At 56.5% G+C, this 18,457-nt stretch carries 10 protein-coding genes, 2 tRNA genes and 1 pseudogene; 5 read left to right on the top strand and 8 right to left on the bottom strand.

Translation table 11 applies throughout. The features are described from left to right. Positions 1-32 precede the first annotated feature (32 nt). Positions 33-614 (top strand): annotated as a pseudogene (locus tag ACXAIA_RS02645) (ABC transporter ATP-binding protein); the annotation flags it as partial. A 161-nt stretch (positions 615-775) separates the two neighbouring features. Beyond that, the gene (locus ACXAIA_RS02640) at positions 776-3,334 is read left to right on the top strand and encodes an ABC transporter permease (RefSeq protein ID WP_475347974.1); all 2,559 of its coding nucleotides are present in this window, start codon (positions 776-778) and stop codon (positions 3,332-3,334) included. A 108-nt stretch (positions 3,335-3,442) separates the two neighbouring features. Here the strand turns inward: ACXAIA_RS02640 and ACXAIA_RS02635 are convergent, their stop codons facing one another. Next, positions 3,443-5,059 (bottom strand): acyl-CoA synthetase, encoded by a 1,617-nt coding sequence (locus tag ACXAIA_RS02635; RefSeq protein WP_475342836.1) that lies wholly within the window; start codon positions 5,057-5,059, stop codon positions 3,443-3,445. Positions 5,060-5,168: 109 nt separating this feature from the next. Continuing rightward, on the bottom strand, positions 5,169-6,674 hold the full coding sequence (locus ACXAIA_RS02630; protein WP_475347973.1) for a hypothetical protein: 1,506 nt from the start codon (positions 6,672-6,674) through the stop codon (positions 5,169-5,171). Between the two features lie 258 nt (positions 6,675-6,932). Here ACXAIA_RS02630 and ACXAIA_RS02625 point away from each other — a divergent pair, with 258 nt between their 5' ends. Next, positions 6,933-7,652: a Bax inhibitor-1/YccA family protein gene (locus tag ACXAIA_RS02625; RefSeq protein ID WP_044829724.1), complete on the top strand. Its 720-nt coding sequence runs from the start codon at positions 6,933-6,935 to the stop codon at positions 7,650-7,652. Between the two features lie 87 nt (positions 7,653-7,739). Here the strand turns inward: ACXAIA_RS02625 and ACXAIA_RS02620 are convergent, their stop codons facing one another. The 3 genes from ACXAIA_RS02620 to ACXAIA_RS02610 form a co-directional block, all read right to left on the bottom strand. After that, complete coding sequence (locus ACXAIA_RS02620) at positions 7,740-9,353, bottom strand: hypothetical protein (RefSeq protein WP_475347972.1); 1,614 nt, start codon at positions 9,351-9,353, stop codon at positions 7,740-7,742. A 195-nt stretch (positions 9,354-9,548) separates the two neighbouring features. Next, the gene (htpX, locus tag ACXAIA_RS02615) at positions 9,549-10,562 is read right to left on the bottom strand and encodes a zinc metalloprotease HtpX (RefSeq protein WP_475347971.1); all 1,014 of its coding nucleotides are present in this window, start codon (positions 10,560-10,562) and stop codon (positions 9,549-9,551) included. Positions 10,563-10,807: 245 nt separating this feature from the next. Next, positions 10,808-15,643 carry an NAD-glutamate dehydrogenase gene (locus ACXAIA_RS02610; protein ID WP_475347970.1) on the bottom strand — a complete coding sequence of 1,612 codons (4,836 nt, stop codon included), beginning with the start codon at positions 15,641-15,643 and terminating at the stop codon, positions 10,808-10,810. A 366-nt stretch (positions 15,644-16,009) separates the two neighbouring features. Here ACXAIA_RS02610 and fabI point away from each other — a divergent pair, with 366 nt between their 5' ends. Beyond that, positions 16,010-16,768 carry an enoyl-ACP reductase FabI gene (fabI, locus tag ACXAIA_RS02605; RefSeq protein WP_475347969.1) on the top strand — a complete coding sequence of 253 codons (759 nt, stop codon included), beginning with the start codon at positions 16,010-16,012 and terminating at the stop codon, positions 16,766-16,768. Positions 16,769-16,780: 12 nt separating this feature from the next. Here the strand turns inward: fabI and ACXAIA_RS02600 are convergent, their stop codons facing one another. The 3 genes from ACXAIA_RS02600 to ACXAIA_RS02590 form a co-directional block, all read right to left on the bottom strand. Continuing rightward, positions 16,781-17,380, bottom strand: a complete 600-nt coding sequence (locus tag ACXAIA_RS02600) for a DUF488 domain-containing protein (RefSeq protein ID WP_475347968.1) — start codon at positions 17,378-17,380, stop codon at positions 16,781-16,783. 152 nt (positions 17,381-17,532) lie between these two features. Beyond that, positions 17,533-17,607: transfer RNA gene (locus ACXAIA_RS02595), tRNA-Gly, on the bottom strand. Between the two features lie 37 nt (positions 17,608-17,644). Further along, a tRNA-Gly gene (locus ACXAIA_RS02590) sits at positions 17,645-17,719 on the bottom strand. A 218-nt stretch (positions 17,720-17,937) separates the two neighbouring features. Here ACXAIA_RS02590 and ACXAIA_RS02585 point away from each other — a divergent pair. Beyond that, on the top strand, positions 17,938-18,456 hold the full coding sequence (locus tag ACXAIA_RS02585; protein WP_475347967.1) for a prolyl-tRNA synthetase associated domain-containing protein: 519 nt from the start codon (positions 17,938-17,940) through the stop codon (positions 18,454-18,456). The last annotated feature ends 1 nt before the right edge of the window (position 18,457 follow it).

The following is an 18,457-nucleotide window of genomic DNA, read 5'->3' as shown; positions in this document are numbered from 1 at the left end:
ATCTTGCAACGGACAACCCGATAGGACCCGAAATGAGTGTGACCGAAACCACCACGATACCGGAACAAAATATCGCGGCATCTGGTGAAGTGCCAAAACAGACCATTGATGTGCAAAACCTGAAGCTGCGGCTGCAGGGTCCGGCCGGGATTGTCGAGATCCTTAAAGGGGTCGATCTTTCTATTGGCGCAGGCGAGCGCGTCTCACTTGTCGGTCCGTCGGGCTCGGGCAAGACATCGCTTTTGATGGTTATTGCCGGACTGGAACAAGCCCAGGAAGGTGTAGTGAAGGTCTGCGGCGAGGATTTGCGCGCCCTTGATGAAGACGGGCTGGCGCTTTATCGCCGCCATCATGTCGGCATCGTGTTTCAGGACTTCCATTTGATCCCGACCATGAGCGCATTGGAAAACGTTGCGCTTCCGATGGAATTCGCCGGACGCAAGGATGCCTTTGAAAAGGCGCGTGCGGAACTCGAACATGTCGGGCTCGGCCATCGTACCGATCACTATCCCGGCCAGCTATCAGGCGGGGAGCAGCAGCGCGTGGCACTTGCGCGTGCACTTGCCACCGATCCGGAACTTTTGCTGGCCGATGAGCCGACCGGGAACCTTGATGGCACGACCGGTGAAACGATTATTGAATTGCTGTTTGATCTGACCAAACGGCGCGGGTCGACATTGCTTTTGATTACCCATGATCCGGGGCTTGCCGAGCGATGCGACCGCACGGTGATGCTGCGGGACGGCGAAATCGTTTTGCATCTGGAATCGCAATCATGAGCACACCTTCTTCCCCCTCAGAAGGTGCTAACCGCCTTTGGTCCATTGCCTGGCGGGTCTGCCGGCGCGAATTGCGCGGCGGGCTGTCGGGTTTTCGTATTTTTCTGGCCTGCCTTGCGCTTGGCGTTGGTTCGATCGCAGCCGTCGGAAACGTTTCGGAATCCGTTCTATCGGCGCTGGAGCGTGACGGACGCAAGCTTTTGGGCGGCGATGTCGAGCTGCGCCTGACCCATCAGGAAGCCACCGGCGATCAGATCGAGTGGCTGACCGCCAACACGGAACGGGTGGCCGAACTGGCCACCATGCGTACCACGGCCTATGGCCCGGACCAGCGCCGACTGGTGGAGCTTAAGGCGGTTGATGATGCCTATCCACTGTTTGGCGAGATGGAACTTGCCGAGGGTGTGCCCTTTGACGGGATCCTTGATCAGAAGGATGGCGTCTGGGGGGCTGTGACCGAGGCCGGCTTGCTTGAGCGGCTTCAGATTAATGTCGGTGATACAGTTGCCCTTGGCGATATCGATGTTCAGATTCGTGGCGTGATTGCGACCGAACCTGACAAGGCGGTTGGCTTTTTCAACTTTGGCCCGCGCCTGATGGTGTCGATGGACGGGTTGATGGAGACCGGGCTGGTCCAGCCGGGCAGTCTGATCCGCTATTATTACGCTTTGGATATCAATGACAATGAAACCCCGACCGCCTTTCGCGAACGACTTGAAGAGCGGTTTGAAGAGGCGGGCTGGCGTATTCGCGATACGGCCAATGCCAACCCGGGGCTGAAACGCTTTATCGAGCGGTTGACCCTGTTCCTGACCCTTGTCGGTTTGTCGGCCCTTCTGGTTGGCGGCATTGGGGTGGCCAATGCGGTACGCAGCCATATCGAAAGCAAAACATCCGTCATTGCCACGCTGAAATCCATCGGCGCATCGCATGCGCTGGTACTGCGGATTTACTTCCTGCAGATCCTTGTTCTGGCGCTGATCGGGATTGGCATCGGGCTTTTGATTGGTGCGGTGACACCAGCCCTGATTGCGCCGCTTCTGTCCGGACGGTTGCCGATTGATGTGACGTTGGGTCCGGCATTGCCGTCGCTGATCATCGCAACCAGCTTTGGCGTTTTGACCACCTTGGTCTTTGCGCTGCCCTCCTTGTTGCGTGCGCGTGAAATCCCGGCGGCACGATTGTTCCGGGCCAGTGCGGGACTGTTTAGTGGCAGTCCGGTGCGCAAGCAGGATTTGCCCTATATCGGCATGCCGCTTGTTCTGTTGCTGATCCTTACCGTCCTGACCGCAACCGACAAGGCGATTGCCCTTGGCTTTATTGGCGGGTCTGCGGCGGCCGTGGTGATTTTCACCTATGCCGGGCAAAGTATCGTATCCCTTTCGAAACGTCTGATCACGGGACGCAGTGCCTTTTCCAGACTGGCGCTGGCCAATCTGCACCGTCCGGGTGCGAGTACCGTACCGGTTGCGCTATCGCTTGGATTGGGGCTTACACTTCTGGTGACAATTTCGGGGATCGAGGGCAACCTCGATAACGAGATCAACGAGAACCTGCCGGATTCTGCCCCGGCCTTCTTCTTCCTTGATATTCGCCCGGATCAGATCGATCAGTTCCGGGGTCAGCTTCTGGCGCAAAACAACGTTTCGGATATCGAACAAACACCGATGCTGCGGGGTCGGGTGACGGCGGTCGATGGCGTTGATTCCAACGATGTCGGACCGGGCGATGATCGCTGGTTCCTGCGCGGTGACCGCGGGTTGACCTTTGCGGCCAGCCCACCGCCCGAAACCAAACTGGTGCGGGGCGAATGGTGGCCGGCTGATTACAATGATGCCGCCAAGCCGCTGGTCTCGATCAGTGCGGATATCGGCAATGCCTTTGACCTTGAGCCGGGCGATACCCTGACCATCAATGTGCTGGGCCGCGACATCACAGCCGAAATCGCCAACTGGCGCGAGATCGAATGGCAGAGCCTGCGCATGAACTTCGCCATGGTGTTTTCACCCGGCCTGATCGACAAGGCGCCCTATAGCCTGATCGCGACTGCCCATATGCCGCGCGAAATGGAGGAACCGGTTGATCGCATGATCGGCATGGACTTCCCGAACGTGTCGGCCATCCGGGTGCGTGAGGCACTTGAAGCCGCCAATGCCATTCTGGCCGGGATCGGTACGGCGCTTAATGCGACCAGCATGATTGCGATTGTCGCCGGCGTGCTGGTGCTGGGCGGGGCGGTTGCGGCCGGGCGCCGCAAACGCATCTATGACGCCGTGGTGCTCAAGACATTGGGCGCGACACGATCCAACATTCTGTATGCCTATGCGCTGGAATACGGAATCCTTGGCCTTGCGACCGGCGTGATCGCGGCCTTTGTCGGATCGGTGGCCGCCTGGTCGGTGCTGGTTTTGATCATGGAGGCCAACTGGGTGCTGTTGCCAATGACCATCATCGGACCAATTGCGATTGGCCTGTTTGCCACGCTGGCCGCGGGCTTTGTTGGCACCTGGCAGGCATTACGCAGTCCGGCCGCCCCGATGCTGCGCAACGAATAAGCCAACCGGCACAAACGAGCTTAAACAAACAAGGCCGGATCCAGAGGGGCCCGGCCTTGTTTTTTGCAAAAACCGTTTTGATATCGATTTGAAATCACGGCTTGAGGGTCAGGCGATGTCGCGCAAGGCACGCCGCACGACCTTGCCGGTCGTTGTCATCGGCAATTGATCGAGGAAGGCGATCTCGCGCGGGTATTCGTGCGCGGCCAACCGGGTTTTAACGAAGTCCTTGATTTCGTTTTCAAGCTCCGGGTTTTGGACAAAGCCATCAGCCAGCACGACAAAGGCCTTTACGATCTGGCCACGCTGATCATCGGGTTTACCGATGACACCGGCCATGCGGATGGCGGGATGGGCAATCAGGCAATCTTCGATCTCGCCCGGACCGATGCGATAACCGGCCGAGCTGATGACATCATCATCACGCCCGACAAAGCGGATATAGCCATCAGAGTCGACACAGCCCATATCGCCGGTCAGAAGCCATTCGCCGACAAACTTGTCACGGGTGGCTTCGGGATTGCGCCAATATTCAAGGAACATCACCGGATCGGGCGCACGCACGGCAATGCGGCCCATTTCGCCGGGTTCCAGAACCTTGCCCCCCAGATCAATCACCGCAACATCATGCCCCGGCACCGGACGGCCCATAACACCGGGTTTTGAGTCCATGATCGACTGACAGGAACTGACCACCATGTTGCATTCGGTCTGGCCATAAAACTCGTTGATGGTGACGCCAAACACCCGACGCCCCCAATCAAGAAGTTCGGACCCCAATGTTTCTCCACCGCTTGCGATCGAGCGCAGTGTGAAATTGAACCTTTGCGCCATTTCATCACCAGCAGCGCGCATCATCTTAAGGGCCGTTGGCGGCAGGAAGGTATTGCGCACGCCATATTCCGCCATCAGGCGAAAGGCATCTTCGGGCGTGAATTTTTCAAACCGGTGCGCCACGACCGGCACGCCATGATGCCAGGCGGGCAGCAGAACATCCAAAAGCCCGCCAATCCACGCCCAGTCGGCCGGGGTCCACATGACATCGCCGTCTTCGGGGAAGAAATCATGTGACATCTCGACACCGGGCAAATGTCCCAGCAATACCCGATGGGCATGCAGCGCCCCTTTCGGCTGCCCGGTGGTGCCCGATGTGTAAATGATCAGGGCCGGTTCATCGGCCCGGGTGTTGACCGGTTCGAATTCGTCACTGGCTTCTGATGACAGGGCCTTAAAATCAAAACAATGATCCGGCGCGCCATCGATGACATAGACATATTCAAGGGCAGGCAACAGATCGCGGATTTCAGCGATTTTGGCCGCGCCCTCCTTGTCGGTCACCAAAGCCTTGGCCGCACAGTTGCCCAGACGGTATTCCAGCGCATCCACCCCAAACAGGGTAAAGAGCGGCACGGCAATACCACCCATTTTATAGGTCGCGACATGGGCAATTGCCGTTTCCGGGCTTTGCGGCAACAAGATCCCCACCCGGTCGCCGCGCCGTATGCCATGACGGCGCATGACATTGGCAAAGCGGTTCGACAAGCGCTTGATCTGTGAAAAGGTGTAGTCACGGCGCGTGCCATCGCGTCTGCGATGCATCAATGCCAGACGATCCGGATCGTCTGCCCATTTGTCGCAAACATCGACGCCAATATTAAAGTGGGTTGGCACGTTCCATGAGAATTGCGAACGCACCGAAGCATAGTCAGAACGACTGCCCAACATATTTCCTCCCTGAATTCGCCGCTGTTCTTTGTTTTTGGGTGCGGCAAATGTTGCGAAGCATGCTAGTGGCAATCGGGGGAAATTGGAAGGTCTCTCTGTTCGGGGTTTGTCAGTTGCCCGGATCAAGCAGGAAGGTGAAGTTCGATATCTGCCCGGCATCGCTGGTAGCCCGTGCGTGACAGCCAAGACAGGTGGCATCCGCCTGATCCTGCATGAAGCTTTCAAGCGTGCTGTTGGTCAGAAAACGTGGCACCTCGCCAACGCCAAACGGTGCGCCGCCCGGATTGCCGATCCATTGGGTGCCGAGCAGCATGTAGTTTGCCCAAACCGTGCCAGACAGCTTGTTCTGCCAGACAAAGTTGCTTTCGGCCGTGCCGGAAAACAGGCGCCAGCAGCGGACGATATCGGGTGATGTCGGCCTGTCGCCCGATGTCAGACGAGCAAAGGGCGCATGGTCGGCCCATTTCAACGCGTCTGAGATCGGTTGATTGGCCGGGATGCCACTGGCCGTCTTTCCACCATAGAAAGCGTAAGCTTGATCGACAGCCCCGGGGGCAAGGCAACCGTCTTCAAACGGCTCCTTGGTGATGATGCTGTTGGGGCGCCGCGCATTGGCGGCCAAGGGGACATTATCGACATGCTCGAAACTCGCCCAGATCCAGCGATCCCCGTTGCCACTGGTTACCCGTTGAACCAGATGCATGCCAACCAGCCCGACAGTGACATCAAGGCATTTGGCCTGCCCATCAAGTGTTTGATCCCCGCCAAGCGATATCCGTGCTGCGCGGGTGAGATAGCGGTCGTTCTGTGCCGCTTCATCGTTGGGCAGAATGCGCCATGCGAATTTCAGTAATTGCGCGCCCATCTCACCGGGCGCCGAAGCCGGAATGACCGAATCAGCGTTGGGTGCGGGATTGGCTGAGGCCAGCTTCACAGCATCAGCCATTTCGGGGTCCAGATGACCTGTAGGGAAGTCGATGGCCTGCCCGGATTTGGCAAAGGCCGCCCGCCCGGAACGGGTTTGCAGGTGGTTGGCGGTGATATAATCGGCCGCAACCGGGTTGATGCGGGTTTCAAACAAAACAAAATTGCCCGCCTGATCAATCAGGACATCACCCGTCGATTGCAGATAGCTTGCCAGCAACAAATGTCTGTTGGGCAAATTATCTGCGCAGGCCGGGTTGGGATAGGTGACCTCGGCAAACAGATCGCGCCGTGTCGGGAAGGTTTCCCAATGCGCTTTCTGATCCACCTGATCAAGCGGGCTCATCAGCGCCGTGAAAGCCTGCCACGAAAAACGATCAAACGGGCGCTGCGCATGATAGGCGAGGAAACGATAGACGAAGCTGGCATCAAATTCCGGCACATCAACCGGGGCAACGGCGCAGGGGGCATCTCCACTGCCATCGGCACAGAATTCCGATGCGTCATAACTATCGGTGAAGACCGGAATATCGCCATCGCCGAGGTTTCGTTGAAGGTTGGCATTTTGTGCCTGCCCGTTTGCGGCAAGTGCACATACAGACCCAGCAATCAGGGCGCCCATGACCAGCGTACGCACAAAACCCCGGACCAGGTTTGGCAGCGACATATGGCGTGTGATCGGGCTTAACATTTGGCCGGGCCTCTATGCGTTGATGGGATGCTTTGCGAGTCCCGCAGACCCACATCATAGACCGGTTTAAAAAGCCTGTCGTTATCGGGGGATTTCACGATAGCGTCATATAAAGGGTGAACAAGTTCACATCTGAGGACAGCGCAAGCACACCCAATCTGGCAAAACGTTGCTTTTCACAGAAATCCTGCCATATTTTGATCATCGCAAAGGTATATCAGTGCCTTCTGCTCATTATTGGATCAAAGAGGGATTTCAATGGCTTTTGAAACGCGTCAACGCGGCTATGACGTCTCGGTTGGCCGGTCGGCGGCCGAGATCGATGAAGGTCTCCGCGCCTATATGCTGCGTGTCTACAACTACATGGCATCTGCACTTGCCTTGACCGGTATCGTGGCAATGGCTGTGTCGACCAGCCCGACCCTGATGCAGGCTATTTTCGGCACTGGACTGCACTGGATTGTCATGCTGGCCCCGATCGGGCTTGTCTTCTTCCTGAGCGCACGCATCCACAAGATGAGCTTTGGTGCCGCACAGGCGACATTCTGGGTCTATGCAGGTCTGATGGGTCTGTCCCTGGCGTCGATCTTCCTGGTTTATACCGGTGAGTCGATTGCTCGTACGTTCTTCATCACCGCAGGTACCTTTGGTGCGATGAGCCTGTTTGGCTACACCACCAAGAAAGACCTTTCGGGCTGGGGCAGCTTCCTGTTCATGGGTCTGATCGGTATCATCATCGCGATGGTGGTGAACATCTTCCTTGCCAGCACGATGCTGCAGTTCGTCATTTCGGCGGCTGGTGTTCTGATCTTCACGGGCCTTACCGCCTATGACACCCAGAAAATCAAGGAAGAGTATCACGAGCATGATGATGCAACGACCGCAGGCAAAAAAGCTCTGTTCGGTGCGCTGCGTCTGTATCTCGACTTCGTGAACCTGTTCATCATGCTGCTGCACTTCTTCGGTAACCGCGAATAGAAGTAAGCCGGCATATGCAGTCAAAAACCCCCGCAGCACCCGCTGCGGGGGTTTCTTTTTGTCGGAGCAAAAGCGCACTGCAAAAGATCAGGAGGCGTCGGCGGTGTCCTTGTCTGTCTGCGCATCACCACTCCCACTGCCACCAGTCGCATCGATCACGGCGTTACGATGACCAAGCTGGGAAAGGAAGTTTTCCGAACGGGTATAACCGCCTGATGCTGCACGTGCCGCCCCCTTTGCACCGGCTTCGTTGAATGCCTCATAAGCCTGGGAGTAGCTCATCCGCGCGTGGGTGAGCATTTCGACATCCTCGTGCAGGTTGCCGTTGGTCAGATAGACGGTCGCGAGCGCAAACATGATCCGGCCCCAGATATAGGGATGATCACGGCGTGCGCAGACCTTGAGCGCTGCTTGAAAGACCGGGACAACCTGGGTATCGGGAATGGTGACATCCCGAATGGTTGCCGAAGATACAATCGCCTCGGCCAGACCATAGGCAATTGATGCATATAACGGTCCATGCACTCGGGCATTGATCATGCCAAGTGCGCGACGGTAATGACCGGCCCCCTTATCGACAAGCTTGGCGTCTTCCTTGTCCTTGCCGGTGAGCACCATGGCCTCACCCAGTTTGCAGATCGACAGCGCCCGATCGACCGGCGAGCCCATGGAAAGTTCGATCCGGCGTTCCAGCATGCGCCAGATCGCAATCGACAATGCGCCGGACCGCGCCCTGAGATTGGCCACCAGCGACCAGTTCACAAGCGCCCCATAAAGTGCAAGTGCGGCCGTCGTGCGCGGATTGACCTTGGAAAAATCAGTGACCCGGTCAAGAAGGTCTGACAGTTGGTTTTCCTGCCCGCCCTGATCTGCGCCATCAAGCGCTTCGCCCTTAAGCCCGGTGGGGGCTGCTTTGGCGGTCGTCGATGGTTTTTCGGCGATATCGCTGACCATTTGGCGGATATAGGGTTCCATGACGCGCAGCGCACTGGCGCAATAGGACCGATCCCCGGTTTCAGAGAGCACGAACGCGCCAAACCCGTAAGCCAGTGCCACGCCAGCCCCCGCCTGCGAAAAGACATCACCACCCAGAATGCGATCCTGAAGGTCTTCCATAATCGCCGATAACCGGGCGATTTGAAGGGCACGCTGTTCGCCGCCACGGGATTTCAACACCAGTTGTGCTGTCAGAAGGACACGCAGGGCTTCTGACACATCGGCGTGGGCTGGTTGGCGGAAACTGTAGGTCTGGGGCAGCATCAGGTCATAGAGCGACGATGTCAGCGCATCACTGACCATATGCAGATCAAGGTGGCCGTTGCTGGCATCCTGACGACCCCAGAAGACCGTATCGGCATCCTTGCGATGTGCCATATTAAGCACGCCAAGCTGGGCTTCGCGGCTCGCCTGAAACGGGTCGGCGGCATCGGGATTGGGTGAAAAGAACTGATCGACCGTTACTCCGGCACTATCCGGGACGGCCTTCAAGGCAGCGGCCACAAGTTCAGAAACTTCATCGGCAGAGTCTGCCCCGATATGGGCATTGAGCTCGGAGGGGGAAAAACGGGCAATGCCATATCGGCACAACACATCATCTGCCACCAGATCATCTCCGGCACCATCCCCCATGTCATCGACAGTTTCAGAGCCCGTGATCAAGGATTTGAACACGAGGCCTACGATTGACCAGAAACCAGCCATTATTGTCCTTATCCGTCCCCTGCATTTCGGAACCTCGGTCGCAGGGGGTGCAAGACTTTTGTCAGAACATTTTCGTCCTGTATTTCCGGTTGGTCAATGCCGTGCATTGCCAATTTCATCATACCGAAGAATAGGATAAACGACCCCTAGTTAGGGGACGTAACCATCCGAGGAAACAGGGTTTTACCCTGTTTATCATTCCCAGGGCCGTTTGCGCTGACGCGACGAGGTACGTTTGGACGTGGCAGGTTTCGCAGCCTTGCGACCCCAAGGGCCACGGGTAGATGCGGGCTTGGCAGTCCGGGGTGTTTTTGCGGGTTGGCGGCCTTGCGCCGGGCTGTGCGCGGAGCTTTGCGAAGCACCCGCCATGGCCTGCAGGCGGGCAATGCGGTTGGCCATATTGGGGTGGGTTGAAAACAGGTTATCAACCCCCTTCCCTGACAGCGGATTGGCAATATACATGTGGGCGGTTGCAGGATTGCGTTCGGCATCCATGTTGGGCACCGCATGTACGCCCTTATCAAGCTTGTTCAATGCAGAGGCCAGCCACATCGGATGACCACAGATTTCCGCCCCGATCTTGTCCGCCTCATATTCGCGGGTGCGCGAGATTGCCATTTGCACGATCATCGCGCCCATCGGGGCCAGAATGGCAATCAGGATCATGCCGATCCCGCCCAGCGGATTGTTATTTTCGCTCCGCCCGCCACCAAAAATCCCGGCAAACATGGCAAAGTTGGCAAGCGCTGAAATGGCACCGGCGATGGTCGCTGTGATGGTCATGGTCAGGGTGTCACGGTTTTTAACGTGTGCCAGTTCATGGGCCATGACGCCCGCAATTTCGTTACGATCGAGGAGTTTGAGCAGCCCGGTGGTTGCCGCCACCGCGGCATTTTCCGGGTTGCGACCAGTGGCAAAGGCATTGGGTTGCGGGTTTTCGATCACATAGACCTTGGGCATCGGCAGATCGGCATTGCGCGCAAGATCACGCACCATCGCCACCAGTTCAGGTGCTGTTTTGTCATCCACCTGGCGTGCACTGCGCATGCGCAGCAACATGGCATCGGAATTCCAATAGGCGAACACGTTCATGGCAGCCGCAAACAGCAGCGCAATGATCATGCCCTGCTGCCCGCCAATCATCATGCCAACCGCACCAAACAACGCGGTCAACCCGGCGAGTAACAAACCTGTACGCACGTAATTCATGCTGAGCCCATCTTTCCAAACACTCTGTTGTCACAGATAGCGGACCGGCTCGTTTTCGCAAGGCGCAAATCCGGTTAAACCGAAATGCTGTTCACAGCACCATCCCTAAGCGGTTCCAAAAGGCTCGGACAGCACCCGCTGGTGCAGGATTTCCGACAATCTGCTAATGCAGCACAGGCTTGAAAAAGGCAACGGGGAGCCGACCGACTCCCCGTTGCTTGGAAATTGTTGCCAATCGACCAAACCTACGCCCCGGTCAGGGCCCGAATCTGGCGGTTGGCGACCGTGATCATGGCAAGATCGATCTGACCGGCCGAACGCAGTTCGTTGATCAGATCATCACAGCGCGCGCAGCCACGTTGACGATCCTGCACCCAGATATCGAGCAGATCAGAACCCGATGTGCCTTTCTTACCCGCAGCCAGAACCGAGCGGGTCAGTTCGCGCTGATGGCCAAACAGATCATCAATCACAGCCGCACGGGCCAGTTTCTGCCAGTAGGTATCGGCCTCGATAGACTCGGCAGCAGACCGCATCAGACCAAGCTGGAAGCGTGCACCGACCGCAAAGTAGGTGGACGAGACTTCGATGACATCCCGTCCGGTTGCCTCTGCAATACGAACAACGTCACAGATCGCCACAAGCTGGGTTGCGGATGCCACCCGCCATGCGATGTCTTCAGGGACGCCTTGCGCCACGAGTGATTTGGCCTTGTCTGCCATTGCCTTGCGGGCAGCGGCATCCTCGGGAACGATTTCCTCGAAGCTTTCGATCACCTTGGACACTGCCGGGCGGAACATTTCGATCTTTTCGCCGACATTGAGGTCCTCGCAATTGCGCAGGAACCACAGGGTCACATCGTTCACCATGCGATTGATTTCGCGGAACATGCTGGTCTGGAGTTTGGCCAGCACGACGTTATCAAGCGCTTCGATCCCGTCCCACAAATCCCTGAGCGAGAAGACAGACCGCGTGATCAGATAGCCGCGTGACACATCAACCGCCGACATGCCAGTCGCTTCCATCATGTCATGGACAAAGGTGCCACCAACCCGGTTGACCAGGCTGTTGGTCGCAACAGTCGCGATGATTTCGCGTTTCAAACGGTGGTTTGAAATCGCATCAGCGTATTTTTTGCGGAGTGCCGTCGGGAAATAGCGCACCAGTTCTTCGACCAGAACCGGATCATCGGGCAAATCGGACTCAAGTATCTCGTCATAGAGCCACAATTTCGCATAGGGCATCAGAACCGAAACTTCCGGACGAGTCAGACCTTCATGCGCGTTGGCACGACGGGTGAGTTCCTCGTCATCGGGAAGATATTCGATTTCGCGATTAAGCCGCCCTTCGCGTTCGAGCATGCGGATCAGACGGACCTGCGCATCCAGAATATCGGCACTTTCCGCATCGGCATTCGAGATCGCCTGGCTTTGCAGATAGTTATCACGCAGCACCAGATCGCCGACCTCGTCGGTCATGTCGACCAGAAGCTTGTTACGCTGCTTTTCGGTCATGTCGCCGGCTGAGACCACTTCGCCGACAAGGATCTTGATATTGACCTCGTGGTCCGAGCAGTTCACGCCCGCCGCGTTATCAATCGCATCGGTATTGAGACGCCCGCCGGCATGGGCATATTCGATGCGCCCGCGCTGGGTTGCGCCAAGGTTCGCGCCCTCGCCCACCACCTTTGCGCGGACCTCGCGACCATTGATGCGGATCGCATCGTTGGCACGGTCGCCGGCATCGGCATTGGTTTCGAGGTTCGATTTGATATAGGTCCCGATCCCGCCAAACCACAGAAGTTCGACGTCGGATTTCAGGATGGCCTTCATCATCTCAGCCGGGGTGACCTTGCCACTGCCAAGCCCCAGTACCTTGCGGACTTCGGGGGACGGATCAAGGGTCTTGGCCTTGCGATCAAAGATGTCACCGCCCTTGGACAAGGTTTTCTTGTCATAGTCGGTCCAGCTTGAACGCGGCATATCAAACAGGCGTTTGCGCTCGGCAAAGCTTTTGGCCGGGTCCGGGTCCGGATCGACAAAGATATGCATGTGGTTGAAGGCCGCGACCAGCTTGATCTGTTCGGACAGCAACATGCCATTGCCAAACACATCGCCCGACATGTCGCCAACACCCGCGACGGTAAACGGCGTGGTCTGGATGTTCTTGCCCATTTCGCGGAAGTGGCGTTTCACCGACTCCCACGCACCACGGGCGGTAATGCCCATTTTCTTGTGGTCATAGCCCTGCGACCCACCAGAGGCAAAGGCATCATCAAGCCAGAAGCCGTAATCGCGCGCCACACCATTGGCGATATCGGAGAAGGTCGCCGTGCCCTTATCGGCCGCAACAACCAGATAAGGGTCATCGTCATCAAGACGGCGTACCCTTTCAGGCGGAATGATTTCACCGGCAACGATATTGTCGGTGATATCGAGCATGCCACTCATGAGCGTTTTGTAGCAGGCAATGCCTTCTTCGAGGAACGCTTCGCGGGTGCCATCGACCGGCGGGCGTTTGACGACAAAGCCACCCTTGGAACCGACCGGAACGATGACCGCGTTCTTGACCATCTGGGCTTTGACCAGACCGAGGATTTCGGTGCGGAAATCTTCCTGACGATCTGACCAGCGAATACCACCACGGGCAACCGGCCCCCCGCGCAGGTGAACGGCTTCGACCCGCGGGGAATAGACAAAGATTTCACGCCACGGACGGGGCAGTGGTAAATCTTCGATGATGGAGGAATTGAATTTGACCGACAGATAGGATTTCGGACTTCCATCCGCGTCATGCTGGAAGAAGTTGGTGCGCAAGGTCGCCTGCACCAGATTGAGGAAGGCCCGCAAAATGCGGTCCTCATCCGGGTTCATCACATCTTCAAGGCGGGTGATGATATCGGTTTCAATCGCCTCGACCTCGGCCGCCAGGCCCGGATCGCGGTCCGGGTCAAAGCGCGCGACAAACAGCGATACCAGGGCGGACGCCAGTGCGGGATTATTGGCCAGCGTCTTGGCCATATAGGCCTGCGAGAAAGCAGAGCCGGTCTGGCGGGTATAGCGCGCATAGGCGCGCAGAATAACGACTTCGCGCCAGTGCAAATTGCCGAGCAAGACAAGACGGTTGAAGGCATCGTTTTCAACTTCGCCATGCCACATGCGGACAAACAGTTCCTGGAACTTGTTGCGCACGTCATGCAGGCTGAATTCGCCGTCGACCTCAACCCCGAAATCATGAATGCGGACATCGGTATCGACGTCGCGTGGGCTGACCGTGAACGGGTTCTCGGTGATGACCTTAAGCCCCATATTTTCAAGCATGGGCAGGACATCAGACAGCGGCACCGGCGCACCGGGGTTATAGATTTTGAAGCGCAGCTCGTTCTCGGCAGCTTCGATCGGGCGATAAAGGTTCACCCGAAGGTCATTGGCCTGGATGACCTCTTCGATGCGTTCAATATCAAGTTCGGCACTTTCGACCGTGAAACGTTCGCGGTAATCGGTCGAGAAGCTTTCGCCGTAGCGACGATGCAGGGCCAAACCACGTTCTTCGCCCAGTTCGCGCACAAGTACCTGACGCAGGGTATCAGACCAGTCACGGGCCGCTTCGACGAGTTGGCGCTCAATATCGGCGACACTGTATTCCGGCAATTCGCCCGGATTGGTTTTCACCAGCAAATGCAGGCGTGCCAGCGGGCTATCCCCGATCAGGGTGTAGTGGGCGGTCACCTTGCCATCAAAGGCATTTTCAATCACCGCCTGGAATTTCAGGCGCAGCTTGGTCGTAAAGCGATCACGCGGGCAGAACAGCTGACAGGAAACAAACCGCTCAAAGGCATCACGGCGCACAAACAATGCAATACGCTGGCGTTCCTGAAGATGCAGGATGCCCATGCAGGTATGATAGAGGTCATCGAGATCAACCTGGAACAGCTCGTCACGCGGATAGGTTTCGAGGATATTGACCAGCGCCTTGCCATCGTGACTTGCCGGCGGGAAACCGGCACGCTTGACGGTTTCGGCCAGCTTCATGCGCAGAAGCGGGATCAGACGCGGGCTCAGGTTATAGGCAACCGAGGTGAACAGGCCGACAAACAGGTGCTGACCAACGACCTTGCCCTTGGCGTCGAACTGTTTGACGACAATGGTATCAAGATGCACGGAGCGGTGCACGGTGGACTGCTTGTTGGCCTTGGTGACCATCAAAAGGTTCGGCTTGGTTACAAAGTCCTGGACCTCGGCCGACAGGTTGCCGATCTGACGCAATTCATCAAAGACGTGGGTGCCTTCACGCGACAAAATGCCGAGCTGATTTTTGACCTCGACATCGACGGCGGCCTTTTTGCCACCGGTCTTGAAGCTGTATTCCCGGTAACCGAGGAAGGTGAAGTGATCGTTGTGCAGCCAACCGAGGAAATCCTGCACTTCGCGGCGGTCTTCATCGGTGGCTCCGGCCTTGAACTCGCCGATTTCATCGAGAACTTCGGTGACCTTTTTAAGCATCGGCTGCCAGTCGCGTACGGCAAGTGCGACATCGGTCAGGCTGTTTTCAAGCCGGTCATGAACCTTGGCAAGCACGTCCTTGTCGGTTTGTTCGTCGATTTCTACATGCATAACCGATTCACGCGGATCGTCGGTTTCCTCGACACCGGCGACACGCTGCAGGTCGCCCTTGTCATTACGTTTGATGCGCATGATCGGGTGAATGACAAGATGCACCGTCAGATCAAGCTCATGCAGGGCGGCTGTGACCGAGTCCACCAGGAACGGCATGTCGGTATTGTTGATTTCGATCACCGTGTGATCGGACGTCCAGCCGTGCTCTTCGAGATCGGGGTTATAGACCCGGATTTTCGCTGTATCGGCCGCAGGGCGCTTTTGCGCGAATTTGTAAAGTGTAAGTGCCGCGCCATAAAGCGAGTCGACGGATCGACCCGCCATGTCGTCAGGCGGAACATCCTTATAAAAAAGGCGAACGAATGCTTCTGCATCCTTCGCCATTTCGCCAGACATTCGCTGATGGATTTTCTCGACAACCTTGTCGATGACTTCCCGCTTTGGGTCGCCGTTTCGGGCTTTCATGACCAATTTCCCTTTTTCCCGGCTCTGTTTACCAGAACCGAAACACCGATCTTTGCGACCGGTGCAACACACCACTGATTTTGCTTTATTTGGGACGTAGAGCGGGATTTTCCATCATGCAGGCACCTGAAGACCCCGCGCGCCCGTAAGCCTACACATAACGGATCATCTGCCTAAAAACTATGCTTCTGCACAAAAAAAATTCATTTACCCAACAGACTAGCCTGTAGCCGCAAAATCATCGGCAAGGCGTGATTGTCACAGAATTTTGCACTTTTTTGCAGCGCAAAACCCGGTACACTTTGAAAGACGCCCCATTTTACCGATCACTTCGCAGTCGCACATAATCCGAAAAGGAACCATCGCATGCTTGAAGGCAAAAAAGGGCTGATCGTCGGAATTGCCAATGAATTGTCCATCGCCTGGGGTTGTGCCCGCGTTTTCAAACGCGAAGGTGCAGACATCGCGGTGACCTATCTGAATGAAAAGGCCAAGCGCTTTGTCAAACCGCTGGCCGAAGAGATCGAAACACCGATTTTTGCCCCGTTTGATGTCCGTAACACTGCGGACGAAGATGCGCTTTTTGCCGAAATCGAACAGAAATGGGGCAAGCTTGATTTTGTCCTGCATTCTATTGCCTTTGCCCCGGCAGATGACCTGCATGGGCGGGTCGTCGATTGTTCACGCGACGGGTTTTTGGCGGCAATGGATATTTCCTGTCATTCCTTTGCCCGGCTTGCCAAACGCGCAGAGCCGTTGATGCGCGATGGCGGCGCCCTTCTGACCGTGACCTATATGGGATCGGAACGGGTTATTGATCATTATGGTGTCATGGGGCCGGTCAAGGCGGCGCTTGAAAGTACGACTCGCTATATGGCGGCCGAGCTTGGGCCCAAAGGCATTCGCTGCCATGCGATTTCGCCGGGGCCGCTTTTGACCCGTGCGGCATCCGGGATCGCGGAATTTCAGCACCTGATGGATGAAGCAACCGAACGCGCCCCATCGCATCGCCTTGTTACCATCGACGAGATTGGCGAACTGGCGGCGTTTCTCGCCAGTGACCGGGCCAAATCGCTGACAGGCGACGTGGTCCATATTGATGGTGGCTATAACATCATGGGCTGATCACCCAATCGGTTACCGACGCTTGATGGCATCCTCGACCTTGGGGGCAACGCGTTTGATCTGACGCGCAAGGGCCAGCTTGGCCTCGGCCGCCGGATCGGGTTCGGCGGCTGCAAACAGATCGGGCGCATCCCCGCCATTGATCGCAATCATGCGTGCATCGGTCTCAGACTGGGTTTCAACCCGTCCATCAACCAGATGGCACAGATCAAAACCGGCCTCTTTGAGGGCCGGGGCAATCAGAAGCGTGCGATGGCAAGCCAGCGGGTCCTTCTCCGCACACATCAGGCAGATGCGGTACTTTTCCGCCCCCGAAACCAGTCTTTCGATCCCGGTTTTGAAATCAGGCCGTGCTGCCATCAGGCCATAATCAAGCTGCCCGTCCGGGTAAAGTTCCGGGTTTTGCGGCTTTCCGCCCATGACATCACCCATAAAGACATAGGCAATGCCATTTTCACGTAAATATGGCCCGAAACTCTCAGAGTCGAACGCCGTCCAATAGCTTGATCGCTTGAAAGTGCGGATATCGGCCACCGCCGTAATGCCATGCGCCTGAAACAGCGAAAGCAAACTTTCCCGGCCATGGCCAGCATAGCCAACGGTGTAGATCATGCGCCCTGAGGACGGGAATTGGGGAGAATTTGGCCGAGTCATTACCCAAGCACACGATAAATCGCCGTTGCGTGCAAGCAGGAACGATCAAGAAAACTGGCCCGAAAGCAAAAAGACCGCCCCGAAGGACGGCCTTTTGAAAACTTTCATCATGGAGCGGGCGAAGAGATTCGAACTCTCGACCCTAACCTTGGCAAGGTTATGCTCTACCCCTGAGCTACGCCCGCATCATCATGAAAGCGATGCAATGTGAAACCGTTCTGATGGAGCGGGCGAAGAGATTCGAACTCTCGACCCTAACCTTGGCAAGGTTATGCTCTACCCCTGAGCTACGCCCGCGTTCATCAGATTGTTTCTGCCCCTGTGGAGCGGCGCGGATAATAGCCCAACAAAGAGCGATTGCAACCCTTTTTTCCATGAAAACGTAACAATGGGAATTCTGGCGGTTTTCCTTGACTTTACGGGCTTCAATTGTCGAAATCCGACCCGGTTTACGCAAATTTGCGTCCGGTTTTGAACTTGGTTATCTTTTGGCGCACAGCCGCAAGGGAAAGAGCATGAGCGATCCATCAACCCCGCTTTTCGATCACCTCGCCAAATTGGGCATCGAAACGACCACACATGAGCACGAACCGCTGTTTACGGTTGAGGATTCGCAAAAGCTGCGCGGCGACCTGCCGGGCCTGCATTCCAAGAACCTGTTTGTCAAAGACAAGAAGGGCGAACTGTGGCTGGTTGTGGCCGAGGAAGAGACAGAAATCCGCATGAACCACCTGCACAAACGGTTGGGATGTGCGCGCCTGTCCTTTGGCAAACCGGAACTTCTGATCGAGACGCTGGGCATCAAGCCGGGATCGGTGACACCGTTTGCGCTGCTTAATGATGCGGATCGCAAGGTCAAACTGGCGCTTGATGCCAAGCTTGCCAACGGGAACGTGTTGAACTTTCATCCCTTGCGAAATGATCGAACCACGACGATTTCTTCGGCAGATCTGTTAACCTTTATCGACTCTCTTGGCTATGAGGCGATGATCATTGATTTTGATGCCCAAGACGCTGCGACAGAAGATAAATGAA

This window comes from Thalassospira sp. ABL2_045 (genome assembly GCF_056161285.1).
The sequence above is the reverse complement of the archived record's forward strand: the minus strand, read 5'-3'. Positions and strand labels throughout refer to the sequence as shown.

Bases quoted from the DNA above. Each gene is read 5' to 3' on its own strand.
- ACXAIA_RS02640 (WP_475347974.1), top strand. From the start codon at position 776: ATGAGCACACCTTCTTCCCCCTCAGAAGGTGCTAACCGCCTTTGGTCC.
- ACXAIA_RS02635 (WP_475342836.1), bottom strand. From the start codon at position 5,059: ATGTTGGGCAGTCGTTCTGACTATGCTTCGGTGCGTTCGCAATTCTCA.
- ACXAIA_RS02630 (WP_475347973.1), bottom strand. From the start codon at position 6,674: ATGTTAAGCCCGATCACACGCCATATGTCGCTGCCAAACCTGGTCCGG.
- ACXAIA_RS02625 (WP_044829724.1), top strand. From the start codon at position 6,933: ATGGCTTTTGAAACGCGTCAACGCGGCTATGACGTCTCGGTTGGCCGG.
- ACXAIA_RS02620 (WP_475347972.1), bottom strand. From the start codon at position 9,353: ATGGCTGGTTTCTGGTCAATCGTAGGCCTCGTGTTCAAATCCTTGATC.
- htpX (WP_475347971.1), bottom strand. From the start codon at position 10,562: ATGAATTACGTGCGTACAGGTTTGTTACTCGCCGGGTTGACCGCGTTG.
- ACXAIA_RS02610 (WP_475347970.1), bottom strand. From the start codon at position 15,643: ATGAAAGCCCGAAACGGCGACCCAAAGCGGGAAGTCATCGACAAGGTT.
- fabI (WP_475347969.1), top strand. From the start codon at position 16,010: ATGCTTGAAGGCAAAAAAGGGCTGATCGTCGGAATTGCCAATGAATTG.
- ACXAIA_RS02600 (WP_475347968.1), bottom strand. From the start codon at position 17,380: ATGATCTACACCGTTGGCTATGCTGGCCATGGCCGGGAAAGTTTGCTT.
- ACXAIA_RS02585 (WP_475347967.1), top strand. From the start codon at position 17,938: ATGAGCGATCCATCAACCCCGCTTTTCGATCACCTCGCCAAATTGGGC.